General features: G+C 68.2%; 24 protein-coding genes. 10 read left to right on the forward strand and 14 right to left on the reverse strand.

Annotation, left to right across the window (positions count from 1 at the left end; all coding sequences use genetic code 11):
- The first annotated feature begins 59 nt into the window (after positions 1-59).
- A complete protein-coding gene (locus ACWF4Z_RS28370) occupies positions 60-833 on the forward strand; it encodes a TetR/AcrR family transcriptional regulator (protein ID WP_452246204.1) in 774 nt (257 codons plus the stop codon).
- Here ACWF4Z_RS28370 and ACWF4Z_RS28375 read toward each other — a convergent pair.
- From ACWF4Z_RS28375 to ACWF4Z_RS28390, 4 genes are all read right to left on the reverse strand, one after another.
- Positions 830-1,447: an FMN reductase gene (locus ACWF4Z_RS28375; protein ID WP_452246205.1), complete on the reverse strand. Its 618-nt coding sequence runs from the start codon at positions 1,445-1,447 to the stop codon at positions 830-832. The two genes, ACWF4Z_RS28370 and ACWF4Z_RS28375, sit on opposite strands and share 4 nt — an antisense overlap.
- Positions 1,444-2,571: an LLM class flavin-dependent oxidoreductase gene (locus ACWF4Z_RS28380; RefSeq protein ID WP_452246206.1), complete on the reverse strand. Its 1,128-nt coding sequence runs from the start codon at positions 2,569-2,571 to the stop codon at positions 1,444-1,446. Before ACWF4Z_RS28380 ends, ACWF4Z_RS28375 begins: the two co-directional genes overlap by 4 nt.
- 145 nt (positions 2,572-2,716) lie before the next feature.
- Complete coding sequence (locus ACWF4Z_RS28385) at positions 2,717-3,592, reverse strand: aldo/keto reductase (protein ID WP_452246207.1); 876 nt, start codon at positions 3,590-3,592, stop codon at positions 2,717-2,719.
- A gap of 82 nt (positions 3,593-3,674) precedes the next feature.
- A complete protein-coding gene (locus ACWF4Z_RS28390; protein WP_452246208.1) occupies positions 3,675-4,520 on the reverse strand; it encodes a helix-turn-helix transcriptional regulator in 846 nt (281 codons plus the stop codon).
- Positions 4,521-4,606: 86 nt separating this feature from the next.
- Between ACWF4Z_RS28390 and ACWF4Z_RS28395 the strand changes: the two genes are divergently transcribed.
- Positions 4,607-5,365, forward strand: coding sequence for an SDR family NAD(P)-dependent oxidoreductase (locus tag ACWF4Z_RS28395; RefSeq protein ID WP_452246209.1), 759 nt, complete (start codon positions 4,607-4,609; stop codon positions 5,363-5,365).
- Positions 5,366-5,400: 35 nt separating this feature from the next.
- A complete protein-coding gene (locus ACWF4Z_RS28400; protein WP_452246210.1) occupies positions 5,401-5,883 on the forward strand; it encodes an N-acetyltransferase family protein in 483 nt (160 codons plus the stop codon).
- Between the two features lie 3 nt (positions 5,884-5,886).
- Here ACWF4Z_RS28400 and ACWF4Z_RS28405 read toward each other — a convergent pair whose 3' ends face one another.
- The 7 genes from ACWF4Z_RS28405 to ACWF4Z_RS28435 form a co-directional block, all read right to left on the reverse strand.
- Positions 5,887-6,771 carry a hypothetical protein gene (locus ACWF4Z_RS28405; RefSeq protein WP_452246211.1) on the reverse strand — a complete coding sequence of 295 codons (885 nt, stop codon included), beginning with the start codon at positions 6,769-6,771 and terminating at the stop codon, positions 5,887-5,889.
- A 52-nt stretch (positions 6,772-6,823) separates the two neighbouring features.
- Positions 6,824-7,540, reverse strand: a complete 717-nt coding sequence (locus tag ACWF4Z_RS28410) for a phosphotransferase (RefSeq protein ID WP_452246212.1) — start codon at positions 7,538-7,540, stop codon at positions 6,824-6,826.
- 10 nt (positions 7,541-7,550) lie between these two features.
- The gene (locus tag ACWF4Z_RS28415) at positions 7,551-8,984 is read right to left on the reverse strand and encodes a diguanylate cyclase domain-containing protein (protein ID WP_452246213.1); all 1,434 of its coding nucleotides are present in this window, start codon (positions 8,982-8,984) and stop codon (positions 7,551-7,553) included.
- A gap of 63 nt (positions 8,985-9,047) precedes the next feature.
- Entirely contained in the window at positions 9,048-9,794 is a 747-nt protein-coding gene (locus ACWF4Z_RS28420; RefSeq protein ID WP_452246214.1) for a sugar phosphate isomerase/epimerase family protein, read from the reverse strand.
- A 19-nt stretch (positions 9,795-9,813) separates the two neighbouring features.
- Positions 9,814-10,629, reverse strand: a complete 816-nt coding sequence (locus ACWF4Z_RS28425; protein WP_452246215.1) for a sugar phosphate isomerase/epimerase family protein — start codon at positions 10,627-10,629, stop codon at positions 9,814-9,816.
- Entirely contained in the window at positions 10,626-11,771 is a 1,146-nt protein-coding gene (locus ACWF4Z_RS28430; protein ID WP_452246216.1) for a dihydrodipicolinate synthase family protein, read from the reverse strand. The genes ACWF4Z_RS28425 and ACWF4Z_RS28430 overlap by 4 nt, the downstream gene beginning before the upstream one ends.
- A complete protein-coding gene (locus ACWF4Z_RS28435; protein ID WP_452246217.1) occupies positions 11,768-12,931 on the reverse strand; it encodes a Gfo/Idh/MocA family protein in 1,164 nt (387 codons plus the stop codon). The genes ACWF4Z_RS28430 and ACWF4Z_RS28435 overlap by 4 nt, the downstream gene beginning before the upstream one ends.
- Positions 12,932-13,290: 359 nt before the next feature.
- Here ACWF4Z_RS28435 and ACWF4Z_RS28440 point away from each other — a divergent pair, with 359 nt between their 5' ends.
- The gene (locus tag ACWF4Z_RS28440) at positions 13,291-14,646 is read left to right on the forward strand and encodes a threonine/serine ThrE exporter family protein (protein WP_452246218.1); all 1,356 of its coding nucleotides are present in this window, start codon (positions 13,291-13,293) and stop codon (positions 14,644-14,646) included.
- On the opposite strand, the gene ACWF4Z_RS28445 is transcribed toward ACWF4Z_RS28440, so the two are convergent.
- Positions 14,624-16,150, reverse strand: coding sequence for a DUF4185 domain-containing protein (locus ACWF4Z_RS28445; RefSeq protein ID WP_452246219.1), 1,527 nt, complete (start codon positions 16,148-16,150; stop codon positions 14,624-14,626). The genes ACWF4Z_RS28440 and ACWF4Z_RS28445 overlap by 23 nt on opposite strands.
- Positions 16,151-16,292: 142 nt before the next feature.
- Between ACWF4Z_RS28445 and ACWF4Z_RS28450 the strand changes: the two genes are divergently transcribed.
- From ACWF4Z_RS28450 to ACWF4Z_RS28475, 6 genes are read left to right on the forward strand one after another with little or no spacing between them, the layout of a single operon-like run.
- Positions 16,293-16,886 (forward strand): TetR/AcrR family transcriptional regulator, encoded by a 594-nt coding sequence (locus tag ACWF4Z_RS28450; protein WP_452246220.1) that lies wholly within the window; start codon positions 16,293-16,295, stop codon positions 16,884-16,886.
- Entirely contained in the window at positions 16,886-17,521 is a 636-nt protein-coding gene (locus tag ACWF4Z_RS28455) for a VC0807 family protein (protein WP_452246221.1), read from the forward strand. The genes ACWF4Z_RS28450 and ACWF4Z_RS28455 overlap by 1 nt, the downstream gene beginning before the upstream one ends.
- Positions 17,518-18,939, forward strand: a complete 1,422-nt coding sequence (locus ACWF4Z_RS28460) for an FAD-dependent monooxygenase (protein WP_452246222.1) — start codon at positions 17,518-17,520, stop codon at positions 18,937-18,939. Before ACWF4Z_RS28455 ends, ACWF4Z_RS28460 begins: the two co-directional genes overlap by 4 nt.
- Positions 18,940-18,974: 35 nt before the next feature.
- Positions 18,975-19,373, forward strand: a complete 399-nt coding sequence (locus tag ACWF4Z_RS28465) for a cyclic nucleotide-binding domain-containing protein (protein WP_452246223.1) — start codon at positions 18,975-18,977, stop codon at positions 19,371-19,373.
- The gene (locus ACWF4Z_RS28470) at positions 19,363-20,346 is read left to right on the forward strand and encodes an adenylate/guanylate cyclase domain-containing protein (RefSeq protein WP_452246224.1); all 984 of its coding nucleotides are present in this window, start codon (positions 19,363-19,365) and stop codon (positions 20,344-20,346) included. The genes ACWF4Z_RS28465 and ACWF4Z_RS28470 overlap by 11 nt, the downstream gene beginning before the upstream one ends.
- A 4-nt stretch (positions 20,347-20,350) precedes the next feature.
- Entirely contained in the window at positions 20,351-21,073 is a 723-nt protein-coding gene (locus tag ACWF4Z_RS28475) for a GNAT family N-acetyltransferase (protein WP_452246225.1), read from the forward strand.
- Here the strand turns inward: ACWF4Z_RS28475 and ACWF4Z_RS28480 are convergent.
- Positions 21,058-22,341, reverse strand: a complete 1,284-nt coding sequence (locus ACWF4Z_RS28480) for a DUF1700 domain-containing protein (RefSeq protein ID WP_452246226.1) — start codon at positions 22,339-22,341, stop codon at positions 21,058-21,060. The two genes, ACWF4Z_RS28475 and ACWF4Z_RS28480, sit on opposite strands and share 16 nt — an antisense overlap.
- Positions 22,338-22,667, reverse strand: coding sequence for a PadR family transcriptional regulator (locus tag ACWF4Z_RS28485; RefSeq protein WP_452246227.1), 330 nt, complete (start codon positions 22,665-22,667; stop codon positions 22,338-22,340). The genes ACWF4Z_RS28480 and ACWF4Z_RS28485 overlap by 4 nt, the downstream gene beginning before the upstream one ends.
- Between the last annotated feature and the right edge of the window lie 52 nt (positions 22,668-22,719).

Genomic DNA, 22,719 nt, shown 5'->3' on the forward strand with positions numbered 1-22,719 from the left:
GTACACCGTACGGCTCAGGTACGATCGGGTCAACGACGACCGGCTGGAGAATGTTCCCCGTGACTGGAAAAAAGGTGGCGGCGCCCGATCCGGCGCGCAGTCTGGCGCTGCTGTGGGGCAGTCACACCAAGCCCGGCCGCTCCGGCCTGACCGTCCGCGCGATCGTGGACGTCGCCGTCGAGCTGGCCGACGCGCAGGGGCTCGAGGCCGTCTCGATGCGGATGATCGCCGAGCGGCTGAAGGCCGGCACGATGTCGCTGTACACGCACGTGCCGGGAAAGGGTGAGCTGACCGACCTGATGTTCGACCGCGTGTACGGCGATCTGTACGCCGATGTCGACGAGCCGGCCCGTCAGGCCGGCGGATGGCGCGGGGCGGTGGAGTTCATTGCCCACCGCAACTGGGACGTCCTGACCAGGCATCCGTGGATCCACGAGGTCCCGACGATGCGGACGGCGCTGGGTCCGAACATCACGATGAAGTACGAGGCGGAGCTACGACCGCTCGACGGCCTCGGTCTGACCGATGTCGAGATGGACTCCACCCTGTCCCTGGTTCTCACCCACGTCCAGGGCACCGCTCGCGCGGGTGCGGAGCAACTCCGCACCCAACGCGACTCCGGCCTGACCGATGAGGAGTGGTGGCGTCAGATCGCGCCCACCCTCACCACCGTCATGGCCGGCACGGCCCAACACTTCCCCACCGCCGGCCGCGTAGGCACCGCGGTCGGCGAGCACTTCCAATCCACCCTGGACCCAGGCCACGCCCTGACCTTCGGCCTCACCAGGATCCTCGACGGCGTCGCGCTTCTGATCCAGGAGCGCAAGAACTAGCCGTTGAGGAGATCTTCGAACGGGGTGGGGTTGGCGTAGGGGTCGGTGTGGGTGGGGGCGTCGTGCTGGAGGGCGGCGACCAGTTCGGTGGCCGCTTGGGTGATGCGGGTGTGGAGCTTGGCGGCGTTCGGACCCCAGTCGGTGGAGGCGGCGTAGACGCCGGTCGCGACCGGAAGGGCCTTGAGGTAGGCGAAGAGCGGTCGGAGGGCGTAGTCCAGGACCAGCGAGTGCCGCTCGGTACCGCCGGTGGCGGCCAGGAGGACGGGCTTGCCGGCCAGCGCCTGGTCGTCGAGTACGTCGAAGAACGTCTTGAACAGACCCGAGTACGACGCGCTGAAGGTCGGGCTCACCGCGATCAGGGCATCGGCCGACGTCACCGTGTCGAGGACGGTCTGCAGCGACGCCGTCGGGAAGCCCGTGAGCAGGTTGTTCGTCAGGTCGTGGGCGTGATCACGTACCTCGATCAGCTCGATCCGCGCCGTGATCCCGCGGCCGGCCAGGTCGTCCTTGACCGCGGCCGCGAGCTGGTCGGCGAGCAGCCGGGACGACGACGGTGTCGTCAACCCGGCCGTCACCACGGCGATCACGCGGTCACGGTTCGCCGGCGCGCTCATCGGGTCGGCTCCTCGACGACCTCGGCCTCGAGGGACTCCAGGTCGTGCGCCCGCTCGGCCGCGGCCTTCAGCGACTCGTGCGTCGGCGCATCCGGCACGTGGGCCGGCTTCTTCGCCGCAAACTCCTTGCGCAGCACGGGAACCACCTCTTCGCCGAGGATGTCCAGCTGCTCGAGCACCGTCTTCAACGGCAACCCGGCGTGGTCCATCAGGAACAGCTGCCGCTGGTAGTCCCCGACATCCTCCCGGAAGCTCAGGGTCCGCTCGATCACCTCTTGCGGGCTACCGACCGTCAACGGCGTCTCCCGGGTGAAGTCCTCCAGCGACGGCCCGTGTCCGTACACCGGCGCGTTGTCGAAGTACGGCCGGAACTCGCGTACGGCGTCCTGCGAGTTCTTGCGCATGAACACCTGACCACCCAGTCCGACGATCGCCTGGTCCGCGGCGCCGTGACCGTAGTGCTCGAAGCGCGTGCGGTACAGCTCGATCATCCGCTTGGTGTGCGACATCGGCCAGAAGATGTTGTTGTGGAAGAACCCGTCACCGTAGTACGCCGCCTGCTCGGCGATCTCGGGCGACCGGATCGAGCCGTGCCAGACGAACGGCGGTACGCCGTCGAGCGGCCGTGGTGTCGCCGTGAACCCCTGCAGCGGCGTACGGAACTTGCCTTCCCAGTCGACCACGTCCTCACGCCACAACCGGCGCAGGAGGGCATAGTTCTCGACCGCGAGCGCGATGCCGTTGCGGATGTCCTGACCGAACCACGGGTACACCGGACCGGTATTGCCACGGCCCATCATCAGGTCGACGCGACCGTCGGCGACGTGCTGCAGCATCGCGTAGTCCTCGGCGATCTTCACCGGATCGTTGGTGGTGATCAGGGTCGTCGCGGTGGACAGGATCAGCTTCGACGTCTTCGCGGCGATGAATCCGAGCATGGTGGTCGGCGAGGACGGCACGAACGGCGGGTTGTGGTGCTCGCCCTGCGCGAACACGTCGAGCCCGACCTCTTCGGCCTTCTGGGCGATGGTGATCATCGCCTTGATCCGCTCGCCTTCGCTCACGGTCTTGCCGGTCGTCGGGTCCTCGGTCACATCCCCGACGCTGAACACACCGAACTGCATCCGTCCTCCTGGTCTAGATAGTTCATAATTAAACTACTCTGTCCACCAGAACGCCAATCGCCGGTGTGTCATTCCATCCTCTCCCGGGCAGCAGTACGAAGGCCCGCGATCCGGTGGATCGCGGGCCCTCGGTGTGCGTGCGCGATCAGGCGGCGTTCAGCGTCGCGACCTGGTCGGGGGTGAGTTCGAGGTCGAGTGCGGCGTACGAGTCGCGGACGGTCTCCGGGCGGCTGGAACCGGGGATCGGGATGACGTACGGCGACTTCGCCAGCAACCACGCGAGCGTCAGGCGCTGCGTGCTGACCCCGAGCTCGGTGGCGAGCTGGTGGAACGCCGGGTGCTTGCTGCCGAGCTCTCCGGCGTTCGAGATGCCGCCGAGCGGTGCCCAGGGCAGGAAGGCGATGCCGAGCTCGTCGCACAGCTCGAGCTCCGGCTCGCTGGACCGGAATGCCGGCGAGAACTGGTTCTGCACCGAGACCAGGCGGCCGCCGAGGATCTCGTTGGCCTGCTTGATCTGCTCCGGGTTCGCGTTCGAGATGCCGGCCATCCGGATCTTGCCCGCGTCGAGCAGGTCGCGGATCGCGCCGATCGAGTCCGCGTACGGCGTCTTCGGGTCGGGCCGGTGGAACTGGTACAGCCCGATCGCGTCGACCCCGAGCCGCTTCAGCGACGCGTCGGCCGCCTCGAAGATGTGCTTCGGTGAGCCGTCCAGGGTCCAGCTGCCGTCGCCGGGACGCAGGTGGCCGCCCTTGGTGGCGACGAGCACGTTCGAGGTGTCACCGCCGTACGACGCCAGCGCGCTAGCGATCAGGGACTCGTTGTGACCGACGTCCGTCGCGGTCAGGTGGTACGCGTCCGCAGTGTCGATGAAGGTGATCCCCGCATCGAGCGCGGCATGAATGGTCGCGACCGACCGCTCCTCATCAGGGCGGCCCTCGATCGACATCGGCATGCCGCCGAGTCCGATCGCGCTGACCTCAACTGCACCGATCCGACGCGTGTGCTTCGTTTCTGTTGCCATACATCCACAGTCCCGCGCGCCCCTCAACTATTCCAACAGCAATAACCGAACACACTCATCACCCCAACTACTGAATGCCGGATCATCCCGCGGTCGCGGTGAGCTCCTGGGTGCCGATGACGGACAGTAGCTGGAGGGATCGTTCAGCCGGGGACCCGGGCGGCGCGGTGTACAGGACGAGCATCTGGTCCTCGTCAGGGATTGCGAGTACGTCGCAGTTCACGGTGATCGGACCGACCTCGGCGTGCTCGAACATCGTGCAGAGGGTCGGCTCCGCGGCGACGTTGTGCGCGGCCCAGAGGCCGGCGAATTCTTTGCTGCCGGCAAGCAGTTCGCCGATCAGCCCGTCGACCTCGGGGTCGTCGGGGTAGCGAGCCGCGATCGTGCGCAGATGACTCACGGCGTCGCGGGCGAACAGCCCCGCGTCCTCGACCGAAAAGAGCCGGTCGGCGCTCGGGCCGAGGAAGGCGCGCCGGATCAGGTTGCGGTCGCGCCGCGATCGGACTGAGAAGTCCTCCAGCAGCGCGGCGGCCAGCGGATTCCAGGCGATCACCTCGTACGTCGCCGACAGGACCAGAGCCGCGGTCACGGGCAGCCGCTCGATCAGGTCCAGGATGCTCTGCCGGACCACCCGCGACGGTCCGGGTGGGGTCGACGTGGCGCCCGCGAGCCGATGCAAGTAGTTGCGCTCGGCATCGGACAGCCGCAGGGCGCGGGCCAGCCCGGCGAGCACCTCGACCGACGGATGCGGAGCGCGCGCCTGCTCGAGCCGCGTGTAGTACTCGGTGGAGATGAACGCCAGTTGGGCGACCTCTTCCCGGCGGAGTCCCGGCGTACGGCGGCGTCGTCCGGGCGGCAGGCCGACTGCCGCCGGGGTGAGCCGCTCCCGACGGCTGCGCAGGAAGGCGGCCAGCTCAGGCTTGTCCATACCATCCAGTCTGCCGACTGCCACGGAATTAACCAGGTACTCCTGGTGTCTGGCTACGCAGCGGAGTCGCGGCAAGGCTCGACAGCATGTCCAAACTGCTCCAAGACAAAGTCATCTTCCTCACCGGCGCCGGACGCGGAATCGGTGCCGCGGCGGCCCGGCTGTTCGCCGCCGAGGGCGCCCAGCTGATGCTCGCGGCGCGCACCGAATCCGAGCTCGTCGTCGTCGCGAAGGAACTCGACGCCGCCTATGTCGTCTGTGACCTGACCGAGCCCGATTCGGTCCGCGCCGCCGTCGATCAGACCGTGGTGGAATACGGCCGGCTCGACGGTGCCTTCAACAACGCCGGCGTACCGCAGGCCCCCGGTCCGATGGAGGAGCTGACCCCGGCCGAGTTCGATCAGATGTACGCCGTGAACCTGCGCGGCCTGTGGAGCGCGATGGTGGCCGAGGTGGACGCGATCCGGGTCACCGCCGGCCGCGGGAGCATCGTGAACACGTCCAGCGTGGCGAGCCTGTCGGGCAACCCGACGTTGCCGGCGTACGCCGCCGCGAAACGGGCCGGCAACAGCCTCGGCGAGTCGGCTGCGGTCGCCTACGGGCCGGAGGGAATCCGGGTCAACACGATCGCACCCGGTACGACGCTGACCGAGCTGCTGCTGGCGTGGACAGCGGAGCGCCCCGGCGTCATGGACACGTTGAACTCGCACACGCCGTTGGGCCGGGGCGCCGAGCCCACGGAGATCGCCGAAGCCGCCGCCTGGCTGCTCAGCGACCGGTCGTCGTACGTGACTGGCGCTGTGCTGCCGGTCGACGGCGGCGTCTCCGTCAACGCACGGATCTGACCCTCGGTGGATCGGCCAGGCGGCAGGATGGCTCCATGCAGATTGACGAGCGGGTCCGCCGGGCGCGACCGGAAGACGTCCCGGCACTGGTGGAGCTGATCCAAGGCCTGGCCGAGTACGAGCGCGCGGCCGACGAGTGTCACGTGACCGCGGGCCAACTCCAGACCGCCCTGTTCGGCGACGCGCCCGCGGTCTTCTGCCACGTCGCCGAACACGAGGGCGAGGTAGCCGGCTGCGCGATCTGGTTCCTCAGCTTCTCCACCTGGCGCGGCGTCCACGGCATCTATCTGGAAGACCTCTACGTCCGCCCCGGAACCCGAGGCACCGGCCTGGGCAAGGCCCTACTCACCGCGCTAGCCCAAGAATGCGTCCTCAACAACTACGAACGCCTCGAATGGTCCGTCCTGAACTGGAACACCCCAGCCATCGACTTCTACAACTCCCTAGGCGCCCATCCCCAAGACGAATGGACGATCTACCGCTTGACCGACGAAGCCCTCACAACTCTGGGCTCGTAGGGCCTACTCGCCGCGGAGGTCCTTGAACTCTCGGGTCATGGCGGCGGGGGCTTGGCCGGGGACGGGCGTTGGGAGTTTGCCGGCGGTTCGGATCACGGTGGCGAGGCCGTTGGCGTGGCTGAGGGTGTAGAGGTAGGCGGTGTGGGTGTCCTGGTCGATGGCGGTCAGGAGGGTGCCGGTGCCGCATTGTTCGGCGACCAGGGACTCGAAGATCTGCCAGGTCTTGTCGCGGACGCGCTTGACGACCGGCTTCATCGGCGAGGTGACCGGGATGCGGATCGTGTAGAGCGCGCCGCCGCGGGTGGTCGCCAGGAGGGTGTCGTACGCCGGGGTCTCGCTGATGACTGTCATGGCCTTGATCGAGCTGAAGCCTGTTGCGGAGCCAAGGGAGTGGACACCGGTGTCCCAGTCGTAGCGAAGCAGGACGCCGTCGTTCCGGAGGCCGTACATGAACGAGTGGTAGACGGAGACGTCCGAGGTCGCGAGCTGGGTGAACGACCCCCAACCACCGCTGACCCGATGCTGCAGCACCTCCGGCTGAGCGGCGCCGGGACGGTAGGTCAACGAGTCGAGATACAAACCGGTGCCACGGATCGAGTGGCTGTACCACCGGGCGTAATCGGAGTTCGCCGTGTAGTACCACGTTGCGCTGGTCGTCGCGGGCGGGAAGCCGGTCTCCGGCTTGACCGGAGTGACCTTGGGCGGGCTTCCGTACGTGACGTTCCACCCGCTGAACGTCCCGTCGGCCTGGTCGAAGCCGATGCGCTGAACGCACGGCGCCGCGGCCGCAGTTGTGTCAGCGGTCACGCCGGCGGTTGCCGTCGGCACCGGACTTGCGAGGAGCAGGCCCGCGACCAGAACAGCGGCCAGCCCCATTGGTGTACGCACCACGGTCCCCCAGATAGTCGGCCTCCTTTCAATCACACTTGAGGCCCGACTTTCAAGAGACGCGCGCTGCAACTTCCTGCAGCTCGCCGGCGTTCGCCCGGACCCAGTCGTGAGCCCGGCGGATCTCCGCCGGTACGCCGAGATCGCGGAGGTGCTGCATCGCGGCGTTGCCGGTCCGGGCCTCGGCCTCGATGCCGTCGGCGGCTCGAGACTGCCACCAGAGGATCGTGGGGATCAGGTCCGCGAGGTCGGTCGGGCCGTAGCCGGTGAGGAGCGCTTGCCATTGCGGTACGACGCGCTCAACGTCCCCAAGCTCGGCGTATTGCCAGCAGCTGAAGGCGATGTCGTGAATGCGGGGACCGGGACCGGCGATGTCCCAGTCGATGAAGGCGATCGCGCGGGATCCGTCGGCGGTGTAGACGGTGTTCTTCGGGGAGAGGTCGTTGTGGCAGACAACCTCCTGATCGCCGGCCAACGTCGTACCGGCCGTCAGGTCGTGGAACTCGCGGACGAGCCGGCCAACCGACGTGAGCGTGTCACTCGAGGTGACCGCGGGCTTCCACGGGCGTTCCCACGCGACGTAGCCGTCGATGAAACTCAGTTGCTCTCGGCCCTCATCCACTCCAAGAAACCGCGGTGAACCACTCCACCCGTCCAGCACCCCGAGCAAGGAGTGGACGAACTCGGCCCGGTCGCCGGGCTTCCGCAGTACGGCGTCGCCTCGGCGGACCACCGTGTTGACGAACCCGCCCGGCAGCTCCTCATCCACGCGGCTCAGTTTACGGACGGTTGTGTTTGGCGGCGTACATGGCTTGGTCGGCCTGGTGGAGGAGGGTGTCCAGGTCGGTTGCGGCTGGGGTGATCGGGACGGTGCCGATGCTGGTGGTGACCTCGACGGCGATGTTCGGCAGTGGGCGGCTGACCGCGGCCTCTAGCCGGGCGATCAATGCGGCCAGGTCGTCTCCGGCAATGTCCTCGGCGAGTACGGCGAACTCGTCGCCGCCCAACCTCGCCACGGTGTCGCCGTGGCGGACCGCGGCCGTCAGCCGGTCGGCGATCTCGCGGAGAGCGCGGTCCCCGGCCTCATGGCCGTATCCATCGTTCACCAGCTTGAAGTGGTTCAGATCGCAGAACAGCAAGGCGCCCGGTCGCCCGGACCCGCGCGTCCGGTCCAGGACCGAGCTGAACCGCTGCTGCAGCTTCCGGCGATTCGGCAGGCCGGTCAGCGGGTCGTGCGCCGCGTGGTGCTGGAGCTCGCGCTCGGCGTCCTTCCGTGCGGTCACGTCGTCGATCTGGACCAGCAGGATCCTGGACTGATCAGCGCCCTGCTCGACGATCGCCGCCGTACCGCCGAGCCAGATCTCGTGCCCGGTCGGATGCGTGAAGAGCCGTTCGAACCGGTACCCACCGTTGCCAGCGGCAACGAGCTCCTGGCGGGTCTGCGGGGGCTCCTCGTCGCGGAGGAACTCGGCCATCCGCGCCCCGAGCAACTGCTCGGCCGAATACCCGGTGATCCGGCAGAACGCGTCGTTCACGCGCAGGATGCGACCGCGCTCGGGACCGTCGAAGGCGATCGTCGCCATCCCGTTCCCGGCGCCCTCGAAGACCATCCGGAACGTCGTCTCGCTGGCCTCCAACCGCTCCTTCTCCGCGCGGAGCTGATCGGTCAGCCGGGCCTTGTCGATCGCCAGCCCGGCCTGGGTCGCGAAGATCTCCAGCAGCTCGCGATGGATCGGCCCCGGCCGGCGCTGATCCTCGGGCAGATCGACCGAGAGCATCCCGACCAGCTCACCGCTCGGCGAATGCAGCGGCGCGAACAGGGCGTCGAGCGGATGCCACGCGGCCGGATCATCGGAGATCGGTACGTCGGGAATCCAGCCGACCACCTCACCCTCGGGCAGCCGCTCGTGCGGCACGAAGCGCAGCGCACCCCATTCGTCCGCGATCGCGAACTCCGGCTCGAAGATGTCCGCCGCGCTGACCGCTCCGAGCAGCGCCGCCCGCGCCTCCGCGGAGCCGGCCACCGCGAACACCTCGAACTTGCCGTCCTCGTGCCGCAGGTTCAGCACCGCGATGCCGAACCCGAGGCCGTCGACGACCCCGTCGACGACGGCCTGCAGGGTCTCGGCCAGGCTCCGGCCCGCGCCCATCCGCGCGCTCACCTCGTAGAGGCGGCGCACGGCGGACAGCCGGATCGTTGGCTCGTTGGGCACGGGTCGAGAATAAGCCGATCTCACCAGGTGTGAGCGGCGAATGCGCTCAACCGTTTGCCATCATCAGTACTGCAGTTCGGTCAACCCGCGGTAGCTGCGCTCGGCCGAGGCCCACGCGTCGGTCGGCTTGTCGTGCTCGACCAGCCACTGCTCGACCCCGCCCTCGGACGCGTGCTTGAACATCGCGCCGAAGTCGAGCGTGCCCGCGCCGACGTCCTCCCACGAACCGTCCTCGGCCATGTCCTTCACGTGCAGCGCCGGGAAGCGGCCCGGGTGCTCCTGGAAGTACTTGGCCGGGTCCTGCCCACCTTCGACCGCCCAGTACAGGTCGAACTCGAAGCCCAGCAGTTCCGGATCCACCTCGAGCAGGATGTCGAACCGGATCTGCCCGTCCTCCTCGGTGAAGTCGTGACCGTGGTTGTGGAACAACAGCTTCAGCCCGGCGTCACGAGCCGCCTTACCGGCCTCGGTGAACGCGGCTGCCGCCGTACGGAAGCCGTCGACCGAGCGCAGCTCCTCCGGAACCGACGGTACGACGATCCACTTGCCGCCCAACGTGTGTACGTCGGCCAGGGCGCCGGCCCAGTCCTCGGTCAGCCGGTTGTAGCCGACGTGCTCGAGCACGATCGACAGGCCCGCCTCGTCGGCGAACGACCGGATCTCCTCGGCGCTGTGATCGAACCGCCCACTCACCCCGATCGTGCGGTAGCCGATCCCGGCGAGGCGCTTCAGCGTCCCCGGGTAGTCCTCGGCCAGCGCAGCTCGCATGGTGTAGAGATGCATTCCGATCCCATCGGCGGGAATGTTCATACAGGCTGCTCCTCGGCAACTAGATGACGTGCTCCTGATACCGCGCGTACGCCAGGTCGAAGACCTCTTGGCCGGGCGCGTCCCACAGCTTCTGGTTGAAGATCTCGACCTCGATCGGGCCGCCGTACCCGGCTGCGTCACAGGCGGCTCGCAACCGGCGGAGCTCGATCGAACCGTCACCCATCATGCCGCGTCCGAGCAACGTGTCCGCGGGCAGCGGTACCACCCAGTCGCTGACCTGGTACGACAGGATCCGCTCGCCGGCCCGCTCGAGCTGCCGATAGACGTCCGCGTCCCACCACAGGTGGTAGGCGTCGACGATCACGCCGACCTGCTCGGCGGGGAAATGCTCGGCGAGGTCGAGCGCGCCGCCGAGCGAGGAGACGACACAACGGTCGGAGCAGAACATCGGGTGCAGCGCTTCGATGCCGAGTCTCACGCCGCGTTCCGTTGCGTACGGCGCAAGCTCGGCGAGCCCGTCGCGGACCATCGCCCGGGCGCCGTCGAGGTCACGCGAGCCTGCCGGGAGGCCACCGCTGACGAGGATGAGCACGTCGGTACCGAGGGTTGCGGCCTCGTCGATCGCGCGGCGGTTGTCGGCGATCTTCGCGGCTCGTTCGGTGGCGTCGGTCGCGGTCAAGAAGCCGCTGCGGCACAGTGACGAGACTTTCAGGCCTGCGTCGGCCACGAGGCGGGCGGCGCGGTCGACGCCGTACTCCTGAATGGGCTCGCGCCAGAGGCCGATCCAGGACAGATCGGCCTTGGCGCTCGCTGCGACGACATCCTCCAGCGGCCAGTACTTCGTGGTCGCTTGGTTAAGGCTGTAGCGGTTCACGCGTCGATCCCGCCGACGCGGAGCAGTTGTCGGAATCGGTCGACGGCCAGGTCCGGATCCGTGAGTACGCCGGCCTGGTCCGCGAGGCGGAAGGTTTCGGCGAGGTGTGGGAGGGAGCGGCCGGTCTGCAGCCCGCCGACCATCGAGAAGCCGGGCTGGTGGCCGTTGAGCCACGCCAGGAAGGCGATTCCGGTCTTGTAGTAGTAGGTCGGCTTGGAGAAGATCTGTCGGGCCAGCGGGACGGTCGGTGCGAACACGCGGTCGTAGGTGTCGAGGTCGCCGTCGTCGAGCGCCTTCAGCGCGGCCGCGGCGGCCGGCGCGATCGCGGCGAAGATCCCGAGCAACGCGTCGCTGTGCTGCTCGCCGTCGCCCTTGATCAGCTCGGGGTAGTTGAAGTCGTCGCCGGTGTAGAGCCGGACACCCGCCGGAAGACGCTTGCGCAAGGCAACTTCCCGCTCCGCGTCCAGCAGCGAAACCTTGATCCCGTCAACCTTCGACGCGTTGTCGTCGATCAACTCGACAACAACATCGGCGGCAGCGTCGAGCGAGTCACTACCCCAATAACCATCGAGCGCCGGATCGAACATCGCCCCCAACCAGTGCAGGATCACCGGCCGACTCGACTGCCCCAACAGCCGGTCATAAACCTTCCGATAGTCATCCGGCGACTGCGCAACCGCACACAACCCCCGACTAGCCATCAAAATCGGCTGACCCCCCACCTCCTCAGCAACCCCCAACTGCTGTTCATAAGCCGCCGTCACTGCATCCAACGAGTGGTTCTGTGTAGTGAGCTGGTCTGTGCCTACTCCGACGACGATTCTGCCCGCTGGGGCTTCTGCTGCGGAGCGGCGGATCAGTTCTTGGGTGGCCGGCCAGTCGAGGCCCATGCCGCGTTGGGCGGTGTCCATGGCCTCCGCGACGGATAACCCGAGCGACCACAGGTGGTGGCGGAAGGCGAGGGTGTGGTCCCAGTCGATGGTTGCGGGGGCGCCGGGGGAGTTGTCGGCGAGTGGGTCGGCGACGACGTGGGCGGCGGCGAAGGCGAGGCGTGACACCGGCGGTGAGTAGTTGCTGGAGGCAACTGGCCTACCGATCAGGTGGTAAGTCTCCAGGGCGCCGCCTGCAGTGGGGAGCTTCACGGCTGACCGTCTAGGTCCAGCGCCGGCACCGGGAGTTTGCGGCCCTCGCGCCAGGACTGCAGTCCGAGCTCGGCCAGCTGCACACCCTTGGCCGCCTCGACGAAGTCCCAGGTGAAGGGAGCGTCGTCGACCACGTGCCGCAGGAACATCTCCCACTGCACCTTGAACCCGTTGTCGAAGAACTCGTTGTCCGGCACCGTCGCCCACTGGTCGCGGAACTTCTCGGTGGCCGGCAGATCCGGGTTCCACACCGGCTTCGGCGTCGCGGACCGGTGTTGCGCCCGGCAGTTCCGCAATCCGGCGACCGCAGACCCCTCGGTCCCGTCGACGTGAAACTCGACCAGCTCGTCCCGGAACACCCGGGTCGCCCACGACGAGTTCATCTGCGCGATGATCCCGCCCTCGAGCTCGAAGACGCCGTACGCCGCATCGTCCGCGGTGGCGACGTACGAGTTGCCCTGCTCGTCCACCCGGCTCGGGATATGCGTCGCGCCTTGGCAGTAAACGGATGTGACCGATCCGAAGGTCTGATCGAGCACGTACCGCCAGTGGCAGAACATGTCGAGGATGATCCCGCCGCCCTCTTCCTCCTTGTAGTTCCAGGACGGGCGCTGCGCCTCCTGCCAATCACCCTCGAAGACCCAGTACCCGAAGTCGCCACGCACCGAGAGGATCCGTCCGAAGAACCCGCCGTCGACCAGCCGCTTCAGCTTCCGCAGGCCTGGCAGCGACAGCTTGTCCTGGACGATCCCGTTCTTCAGCCCGGCGTCCCGGACCAGCCGAGCCAGCTCGACCGCGGCCTCCAGGCTCTCGGCGATCGGCTTCTCGCAGTAGATCGCCTTCCCGGCCTCGACGGCGGCGCGAACACCCTTCTCCCGCAACTGCGTCAGCTGCGAGTCGAAGTAGATCTCGACGTCCGGCTCGGCCAGCGCCGCGGACAGGTCGGTGGTCCATCGGGTCAGCCCGTGCTCTTCGGCGATCCGCCGCAGCTTCAGCTCGTTCCGGCCGACCAGGATCGGGTCGGGAATGATCATCGTGCCGTCGGCGGCGGGCAGGCCGCCCTGCGCGCGGATCGCCACGATGGACCGCTCGAGGTGCTGGCGCAGGCCCATTCGGCCGGTGACGCCGTTCATCACGATGCCGACGCGTCGCTCGTTCACAGTTCTCCCTCGACGACAATCCCCGGTACGACGATCCCGCCGTTCGGATCCGAGCCTTGGAAAGGGCTTTCCGAGGCTTGTGACCGCAACCTTAAGTGGGCGGAATCAGCGAGTCAACCTGCAACGGAAAGCGATCTCCAAGTGTGCCGGACCTGGGCGCCACGCCAGCCGCCTTGAGGTGGCTGACCGAGGGCCTCGGACAGCCCGACAGGACGTATACGGCCACTGCCGCATCACGGCAGGCGTCGAGCCGAGAGAATCGGGCGGTAGTGGACGTATACGTCCTGTTCTCCTGCTCGCCGGTGTCCGGCCGCGAGGCGTGGTTTGGGGTGGGCCGGTTGGCATGATGTGCTGGTTGGATGGCGGAGCGGGAGCGGCAGCAGGAGGTTTATCGCACGCTCGACCTCGCGCTGCGGGTCGGCGAGGTGCTGCTGTCGAGTGGGGCGGGTACGGCGGATGCGACCGCGACGATCCTCGGCGTCACCGCGGCCGGTGGGTTGCGTGGGTGTGAGGTGGACATCACGTTCACGTCGATGGCGCTCTCGTACCAGGCCGCGCCCGATGTGGCGCCGGAGACGCACATTCGCCTGGTCCGGTACCGCTCGCAGGACTTCTCCCGGCTGACCGAGGTCGACGGGCTGGTACGACGCTTCGCCCGCGGCGAGGTGACCCGGGAAGAGGCGAGTCGCGAGCTGGCCAGGCTGACGTCCGCGGGTCCGCCGTACCCGCGCTGGGCCGCTGTCCTGGCGTGGGGTGTGATGGCCGGTGGCGCCACGCTGCTGCTCGGTGGTGGCTGGCTGATCACGCTGGTGGCGGTGTTGACGGCGATCGTGATCGATGTGAGCAACCGCTGGTTCCAGCGGCAGCGGCTGCCGGCGTTCTACCAGCAGGTGGCCGGCGCGTTCGTCGCGAGCGCGGTGATGCTCATCCTGTACGCCACCCACGCGCCGGTGAAGCCATCACTGGTCGTTGCCGCCGGCATCATCATGCTGCTGGCCGGGATCGCCCTCACCGGTGCCGTGCAGGACGCGATCACCGGGTACTACGTGACCGCGGCCGCGCGCATCATGGAGGCGATGCTGCTCACCGGTGGGATCATCGCCGGGGTCAGCCTCGGGCTCGCGATCGGGATCAAATTCGGGTTGCACGTGGGCATCGAGGCCCAGACGATCCAGTTGGCGAACCTGCCGCTGATGGTGGTCTCAGGTGCGGTGATGGCGGTTGCGTTCGCGTTCGCGTCGTACGCGCCGCCGCGGGCGTTGCTTCCGGTCGCGGCGATCGGTGCGGCCGGGTCGCTGGTCTTCACGCTGATGGCGCGGGCGTCGTTCGGACCGGCCTGGTCGACAGCGGCGGCGGCCTTCGTCATCGGTCTCGGGAGCTATTCACTCGGTCGCCGGTCCGGCGTGCCGCCGCTGGTCCTGGTGGTCTCCGGGACGGTTCCGTTGTTGCCGGGATTGACCATTTACAAGGGGTTGTACGAGCTGATGGGCCTCGGCAACCTGATCGGGATCGTCAGCCTCGCGACCGCGGTCGCTATCGGTGTGGCCCTCGCGTCCGGCGTCATCCTCGGCGAGTACGTCGCCCAGCCGATCCGCCGCGAGGCCCGCCGCCTCGAGGATCGCTTGGCCGGTCCTCGCCTGATCGGCCCGCGCCGGCCGGTGCGTCCTCGCACCAGCCGGCCACGGCGCCGTCTCAGGCAACCTCCGCCAGGATGACGTCGTCCAGCTGGAGCCAGACGTCCTGGCTATGGCCGAAGAAGCCGGCGTAGAGCTGGATCAAGGATTCCCGGCCGGAGCTGAACTCGACGCTCACCTTGGTGTACTCCGGATGAGCACCGCCGGTCTGCTGTGCGATCGTCCGACCGCGAAGCGTGCGTACGCCGAGCATCGTCTCGGAGTTGTTGTCCGCGGTCCGGATCCAGGCGGACAGGCGGTACCGGTGATAGGGGCGGACAGCAACGGTCTGCTGGAGCTGATGGGTGCCGATCGAGTCGCGGACGAAGGCGTTGTTGGTACCGGAGTGGCCGAGGTTCGTACGGTCGATGCCCCCGCGTCCACTCAGTTGCCACGGCGGCGACGGCGTACCCGAAGTCTGCGCCTCGAAGCCGGGATCCGTGACCAGGTTGGTGACCTGTCCGTCATCGGTGAGCTTGGTGTGCATCAGGAACACGTTGTACGGATCCCACTGCGACATCGTGAAGTAGAGATCCGGGCCGGACGACCACGGATGCATGAACGTTCCGTACAGACCGGGGAAGTCGGTGCCTCGGACAACGACCTGCTCACCGCTCCACGGTCCGGTCAGTGCCGTCGCCGAACGCAGTACGACGGACGCCCGTTGCTCGTCGAGATACATCATCAGCCACTTGCCCAGGTAGGCGTTGTACTGGACCGAGACCTCACTGATCGGCCCGACCGCGATCGGTACGGCGGCTCGCTCCTGAGCCGACCAGGTCCGGCCGTCCCAGTACCGCCAGGCCTTCTTGTCCAGGACCTGCTTCTCCGGGACCCTGGCGAGGTGGGCGCTGCCGAACCGGCCGTTCGGTGTACCGATCATGTAGACGAAACCCTTGTCCTTGACCAAGGCAACCATCTGGAAGTTGTCGTCCCAGGCCTTCGTGTTCTGCCAGCGCGCGGTCGGCGACTTGGTCCAGGTCTCGCCGTTGTCGTCGGAGTAGGCGAAGCCCGAGTAGTTCGTGAACCAGCTACCGGCCGGACCCCAGTAGTTGACGGACATGTACTGCACGTACTGGCGTTTGCCGACCGAGATCCCCGCGGTCGGGATGACGGTGTGCTCGTCGCGGTCGATCTTCTTGCAGCCGAGGAACTCCTTCGCGTGCCCCGGGCGATCCTCGGCGGCCGAGTCGAGCGTCATGCCGTCAGCGAGGTTGTGGTCCTTGCTGCGCAGGAGCAGGTTGCACCGCCAGTCGATCGTGGCCTGGTCGCCGGCACCGCCACCCGGCCCTGTCCAGCCGCTCCCGTAGCTGTCGCCGAACGCCGTCAGGATCTCGCCGGAGCCGTTGTCCCACAGGATCCCGAGGTCGGTCGCCTTCAGCCCGAACCGCGCCTCGGTGTCGTTGATCGACTCCGGCCCGGTGAGCTTGGCCACCCGCTCGGCCGGCGAGGGGATCGCCGAGGCTCGAGCCGGCGACGACTGATCGGCGGGGATCAGCGCCGCCCCGATCAGGAGCGGCAGAACGAGCAAGAGGTGCTTGCGCATACGAAGTCTCCTCACAACGGCTAGCTGCGGGTTCAGTGAGAAATCGATTTCTGACGAAGCTAGCCGCCACGCCAGCACTGGTCAACGGCTGAGCACAGGCCCGACGCTTGACAGTTCTTATCCATCTGGATAAGTTTTACCCATGCGGATAAAACAATCCTCGGACCGGGCCGGGAGTACGGCGGCCCGGCGGGACCAGATCGTGGCGGCGACCATCACCGTGCTCGCCGAGCGCGGCTACGCGGCGACGTCGTACGACGCGATCTGCGCGGTGGCCGGGTTGAGCAGTAAGCGGCTGATCTCCTACCACTTCACGACCAAGGACGAGTTGCTCGCCGAGGTGCTGCGCCGCGTGACGTCCGATGCAGCCGAGGTGATGCGCCCGGCGATCGACCAGGCGGACACCCCGGCCGGCAAGCTCGCGGCGTACATCCGGTCGAACGTCGAGTTCATCGTGGCGCGGCCCGATCACGTCCGGGCAGTGCAGCAGATTGTCTTCGGTGGCGCGCAGGTGCCTGCCGAGGAGGCGGACGGCGCGATCGCGCGGTTGGTTGCACTGTTCGAGGCGGGCCAGCAAACCGGGGTGTTCCGCCGATTCGATGCACTGCTGATGGCGGTCACCCTGCGGGCCGCGATCGACGCCGTGGCCGGTCGCCTGATCGCCGGCGCCGACCCCGAGACCTGCGCGGCGGAACTGGTCGAGACCTTCGACCGGGCGACTCGGGTGGAGTCGTGATGACCACGGAGGTGCAGCCCAAGGCCCGCTGGGGCGCGGTGCTGATGCCGGTGGTGATCGACCTGGTGCTCCCGCTGCTGATCTTCTACGGCCTCCGCCAAGCTGGCTTCGGCGTCGTCACCGCGACGCTGGCCGGATCGGTGATCCCAGTTGTGCGGACGGCGTACTCGATCGTCCGTGGCCGGAAGGTCGATTGGATGGCCGTGTTCATGATCGTCGCGCTGGCCGTCGGCACGATCGCGTCGCTGGCTCTGCACAGCCCACGGATGCTGCTGGCCAAGGACGGCGTGATCACCGCGCTCTGTGGAGCGTGGATGCTCGGAACCGTTGCCTTGGGCAAGCCTCTGGTGCTGGCGATCGGCCGTGGGATCGCGGAGGCCAAGCGAGGCAAGGGCGGCGGCGAGATCTGGGCGAGTCGTTGGGATCGCGAGCCGCGGTTCCGGCACGGGATCCAGCTGATCACGATCGTGTGGGGTGTCGGGCTGGTGTTCGACGCGATTGTCCGGGTGGTGATCGCCTACGCGCTTCCGCTCGACGCCGTGCCTGGAGTGACGACCGCGCAGTGGATCGTGCTGTTCGTCCTGCTCTACGGATTCATGATGATCTACTCGCGGAAGAACGACCTGCTCGCATGAACGACGTACTGGTGGTCGGCGCGGGTCCGACCGGATTGTTGCTCGCCTCCGAGCTGGTCCTGGCGGGCGTGTCGGTAGTGCTCGTGGACAAGGCGCTCGAGCGGTCGGGGCAGTCGAAGGCGCTGACACTGCAGCCGCGGTCCGCGGAGATCCTGCACTCCCGCGGCCTGCTCGAACCGCTGCTCGATCAGGCTGCCGTCGATCAGGCTGCCGTCGAGCGGGTCCGGGGTGGGCATTTCGCCGGACTGCCGGTGCCGCTCGACTACGACGTTCTGGAGACCAGATTCCCTTACCAGGTAGGGATTCCGCAGGTGCGTCTCGAGCAGTTCCTCGAGAATCACCTCGCTGCGCAGGGTGTCGTCGTACGACGGGGTCTCGAGCTGTCCGGTCTTGCGCAAGATGACGACGGCGTCACGGCCAGGTTTGCCGACGGGTCGACGATCCGCGCCGACTGGGTGGTCGGGTGCGACGGCGGCCGAAGTGCGGTGCGGAGACTGGCCGGCATCGACTTCCCGGGCCGGGACGGCAGGTTCACGGCGGTCGTGGCCGATGTCGTGGTGACGGGCGGCAGCCAAGGGTGGCAGTTGCCGTCGCTCGTGCCGCGGGCGGGCGCGGTGATGACGATGCTTCCGCTGGGTGACGGCGTCCATCGCGTCCTCTTCACCGGACCGGAGCAACAGGATCTGCCGCGCGAGCTGCCCGTCGGCTTTGAGGAGGTCGCGGCCGCGTTGACAGCCTGGTACGGCGACGACGTCGTACTGACCGAAGTGCGCTGGGGATCGCGGTTCACCGATGCGGCGCGGCAGGCAGAGCGCTACCGGGCGGGTCGCATCTTCCTGGCCGGGGACGCCGCCCACATCCACTCGCCGACGGGCGGTCAAGGGATGAACCTTGGCTTGCAGGATGCTTTCAACCTGGGCTGGAAGCTCGGCGCGTACATACGAGGTGTCGAGGACTTGCTGGACAGTTACCACGACGAGCGCCACCCTGCAGGAGCCGCCGTACTGTCGAACACGCGGGCGCAGGGTGTCCTGATGATCCCGGACGACGACGTGGCGTGTCTGCGGGCGACGTTCGTGGATCTCTTGAAGGTTCCGGCGGCGAATCGCCGACTCGCGGAGGAGGTCTCCGGGCTCGGGGTTGCCTACGCGCCCGGCGACCATCCCCTGGTCGGGCGCCGGATGCCGGACCTGGAGCTGAGCGATGGGTCGACGGTGGCCGAGCGGCTCCGCACGGGCCGGCCCGTGCGGCTCGACCTGGCGACTCAAGGGGCGCCGGCGGCGCGGGTGCTGGTTCGGCCGGACGGATATGTGCGCTGGGCAACCGACGATCCGGCCGCCGATTTCGCGTGTTTCGGTGCAGCGGGTGACCTTGGTGCGGACGACCCGTTAGAGTTACCGACTGGAAACATCGGCTGATCGCCGGGGTGGCCCGGCGGGCTCGGAGGATCGACGTGGCACTGGGTAGGACGTCCCCGCGGGACCTACCGCTGTTCGCGGACCTGTCCGGTAAGGACATCAGGGACATCTTCCGGGCCGGCGAAGAGGTCTCGGTGCCGGCCGGGTGGTCGCTGATTCTGGAGCAGACCGCACCGGACGCGGCGTACCTGATCCTCAGCGGTACGGCGGCGGTCCGGGAGAAGGGCACGGAGATCGCCGAGCTCGGGCCTGGTGACATCGCCGGCGAGGTCGGGGTCCGGAAGAACCAGTTGCGGACGGCAACCGTGACGGCGAAGTCGCGGCTGCAGTTGCTGCACTTCACCCGGGAGAAGTTCGACGAGCTGACCCGGCGGCTGCCCGCGTTCCGGGATGCCATCGACGCCACCATCGCCGAGCGCCGCGGTGGCTCCTGACCCTCCGCCCGCCGATCTCGCCGCGCTGCAGCGGGAGTTCGAGCGGACCCTGCTGGGTGGGGAGCGGAAGTTCACCCGGATCGAGGTGTCCGAGCGGGCCGGGATCTCGATCGCGCGGGCCGAGCGGATGTGGCATGCGCTGGGGTTCGCGACCGTGCCGGACGACGAGGTCGCGTTCACCGACGACGATGTCGAGGCGCTGCGGTTGGTCGCCGCGCTCGAGGACGACAACTTCATCGACCAGGACGTCGAGTCGTCCTTGGCGCGGAAGCTCGGGCAGACGCAGTCGCGGCTGGCGTCGTGGCAGTCGGCGATGTTCGTGGAGTTCCTGGGCGGGACGAAGCTGTCCGCGGACGAGGCCATCGAGGTCGCAGGGCTGCTGCTCCCGGCGATGGAACGGTTGCAGACCTACGTCTGGCGTCGACATCTCGCGGCGGCCGCCGGGCGAGCGGTGGCCGGGTCGGACGAGCTGGCGCGCGGAGTGCGGGCGGTTGGCTTCGCTGACATCGTCGGGTTCACGCGGATGACCCGGCGGCTGACCGAGGCTGAGCTCGGGCAGTTCATCGAGCGGTTCGAGGGGATGGCCGCGGACGTGGTCGCGCTGAACGGCGGCCGCATCATCAAGTCGATCGGGGACGAGGTGCTGTTCGCCACAGACACGGCGGCTCAGGGCGCGGCGGTCGCGCTCGCGCTGCAGGACGCGGTGAGCGCTACAGAGGACCTGCCCGAGCTGCGCATCGGCGTTGCCTACGGCACCATTCTGATCCGGCTCGGCGATGTGTACGGCGAGGTCGTCAACCTCGCCGCCCGGCTCACCTCGGAGTGCAAACCCGGCCGGGTCCTCGTCGATCGCGAGCTCGCGGCCGCCCTTGACGGTCACGCGGACTATCGCCTCCGCCGGCTCCGGCGCGTCTCGGTCCGGGGCTACAGCCACCTGGTCCCGTACGCGCTGCAGCGGGCTGAGGAACAATAGGTGCGTGCGCGAGATCCTGACCCCTGCTGACCTGATCCGAGCCAGCGGCGGCGATTCGATCATCGCCTGGGCTGCGCAAGGGCTCGGTCCCGGCGTTCGGGCTTGGTACGACGCAGACGCGGTCGTCGTCGCGTCACCGGATCTGTCGAAGCACGACCGGCTCGCGGTCGCCGGGCCGCTGGAGGCTGTGGCGCGGCTGGTGGCTGGGGCAATCGCCGAGGTCGGGCCGAGCTTCCGGCCGTTCGGCGCCGAGCAGTTGGTGCGGGAGGTCGCCGCGCGGGTGCCTGGGCTGAAGTTTGCCGCCGCGTTCGGATGGATGGAGACGGGTGACATTCCGTCTCCGACGACCACGGCGGCCTGGCTCGACGGTGATGCCGGGGTGGAGGCCTTACTGCTCGAGGCGTCGCCTTCGTCGTACGCGTGGCCGGGGCGGACCGGCGTACGGCGATGGGCCGCGGTGAACGGTGATCGCGGCGAGCTGCTGAGTGTCGCGGCCGATGCGTGGAGTGCGCCGGAGGTCGGGTTCCTGGCCGGTGTCGCTACCCGACCCGTTGCCCGAGGCAAGGGGTTGTCGCGGCAGGTGTGCGGCTTCGTGACCGCCGAGCTGGTCAAGCGACACGGGCGCGCGGCGCTGATGGTAGACGGCGACAACGCTGCCGCGATCGCCGTCTACCACAAGCTGGGCTACACCTATCAGCGCGTCGCCGCGGCTCACCTGGACGGCTGAACCGTCAGGGTCACGCCCGGAGTCGGCGTCGGGCCGCGCCCCGAGGTCGGCTTGATGGTCGGCTTCGTGGTCGGCCCGGAACTCGGCGTGCCGCTCTGCTCGGAGCTCGGCTTGGCGCTCGGTGTCGGTGTCGGGGTTGGCGACGTACGGACGGCCGGCGCGGGGGGTGGGACGAAGGGCGCCTTGGTGGTGTCCTTGCAGTTCTCCGCGTCCGTGTAGCCGTTCGGGTCCGAGCTCACCGCGACCAGTGGGAACAGGTTGGTGGTCGCTTCCCGCATTCCGGTGTCACCCTGGCTGTCGTTGGGGTAGCCGTAGTTCGCGATGCAGTCCTGCAGGGACAGGCCGATCGGCCTGCCGTCCTGGTCGTACAACCGAACATCCACTTGCTTGCCCTGGGCATCGAACGGGTAGATGTTGGTGACCGGCGTCCCGTCCAGGGACAGGCCGGGCGGGTTGTACGACGCGGCGCTGGGGTTGCCGTTGTACGAAGGGAGCGTGGCCCCGCTCGCGGTCAGGAGGAGCACCGGGACCGCAACGATCGCCAGCACGTTGAGCGGCACGACGTACCAGAGCCAGCGCCGGTCCTGCTGGGTCTTGCGACCGATCCAGATCGAGACCGCGGCGCCGGCGATCGCACCGACCACGGTGACCGGCCCGAAACCGAACAGCGAGAAGAAACCACCGCCGCCGATCACACCGCGGACCACCCACCAGACCGGCTGGCCGATACCGACCAGTTCCTTGCGCACCGACGGCGGGAGCTGGTCGATGCCGTTGCGGATGGCGCCGGCGCCACGAGCACCCTGCGGGGTGTCGAGGACGGTCCGTGGATCGTTGCCGTGCAACGCCCGGACGCCGAGGAAGGCGGCTCCGAACAGCACCGCGAGCCCGACCACGCCGAAGAACAGGACTACTTCGGGCTGCCAGGACAAGAGTCCGATCACGATGAAGATCGGTCCGACCACGGCGGCGATCAGGCCCCAGCGCAGCGCCTTCCAGCCGTCCTTGCGGTGTGCGTCGCTGACCGGCTCAGGCCGCGGTGGGTAGCCGGCCGCGGTGCGCAACTCGTCCGCATACTGCTGCGGGGTGCCCAGGCGCTCCTGCAGGGCCGCGGTCGTCGGCTGGCCCTCGAACTCGGCAGCGACCTCGGTGAGGTGACCGCTGACGTCGTCGAGTACGTCCTCCAGTTCGCCCGGCGGCAGGTCGCTGAGCTCGGCCCGCACCTCGGCCAGATACGTCGCGACCGCACCGGTCAGAGTGCTGTTCACGCGGCCTCCTCCTCCAGCAGCAGCACCGACATGGTGTCGGCGAAGTGGTTCCAGGTCTTGGTGGACTGCGCGAGCACGTCCAGGCCGGTCTTGTTCAGCCCGTAGTACTTGCGGTGCGGGCCTTCCTCGCTCGGTTGCACGTACGACGTCAACGCGCCGGCCGCGAACAGTCGCCGCAACGTCCCGTACACCGACGCGTCCGCGACATCCTCCAGGCCGGCCGCCCGCAGCCGGCGCAACACGTCGTACCCATATCCGTCGGCCTCGCGAAGCACCGCGAGCACCGCCAGATCCAGCACACCCTTGAGCAGTTGGCTCGTATCCATCAGACCTCCCTCGGTGCACCGGAAGCGCGGACCCCTCAGACCGCACCCCCGG

The organism is Kribbella sp. NPDC055071, assembly GCF_053608045.1.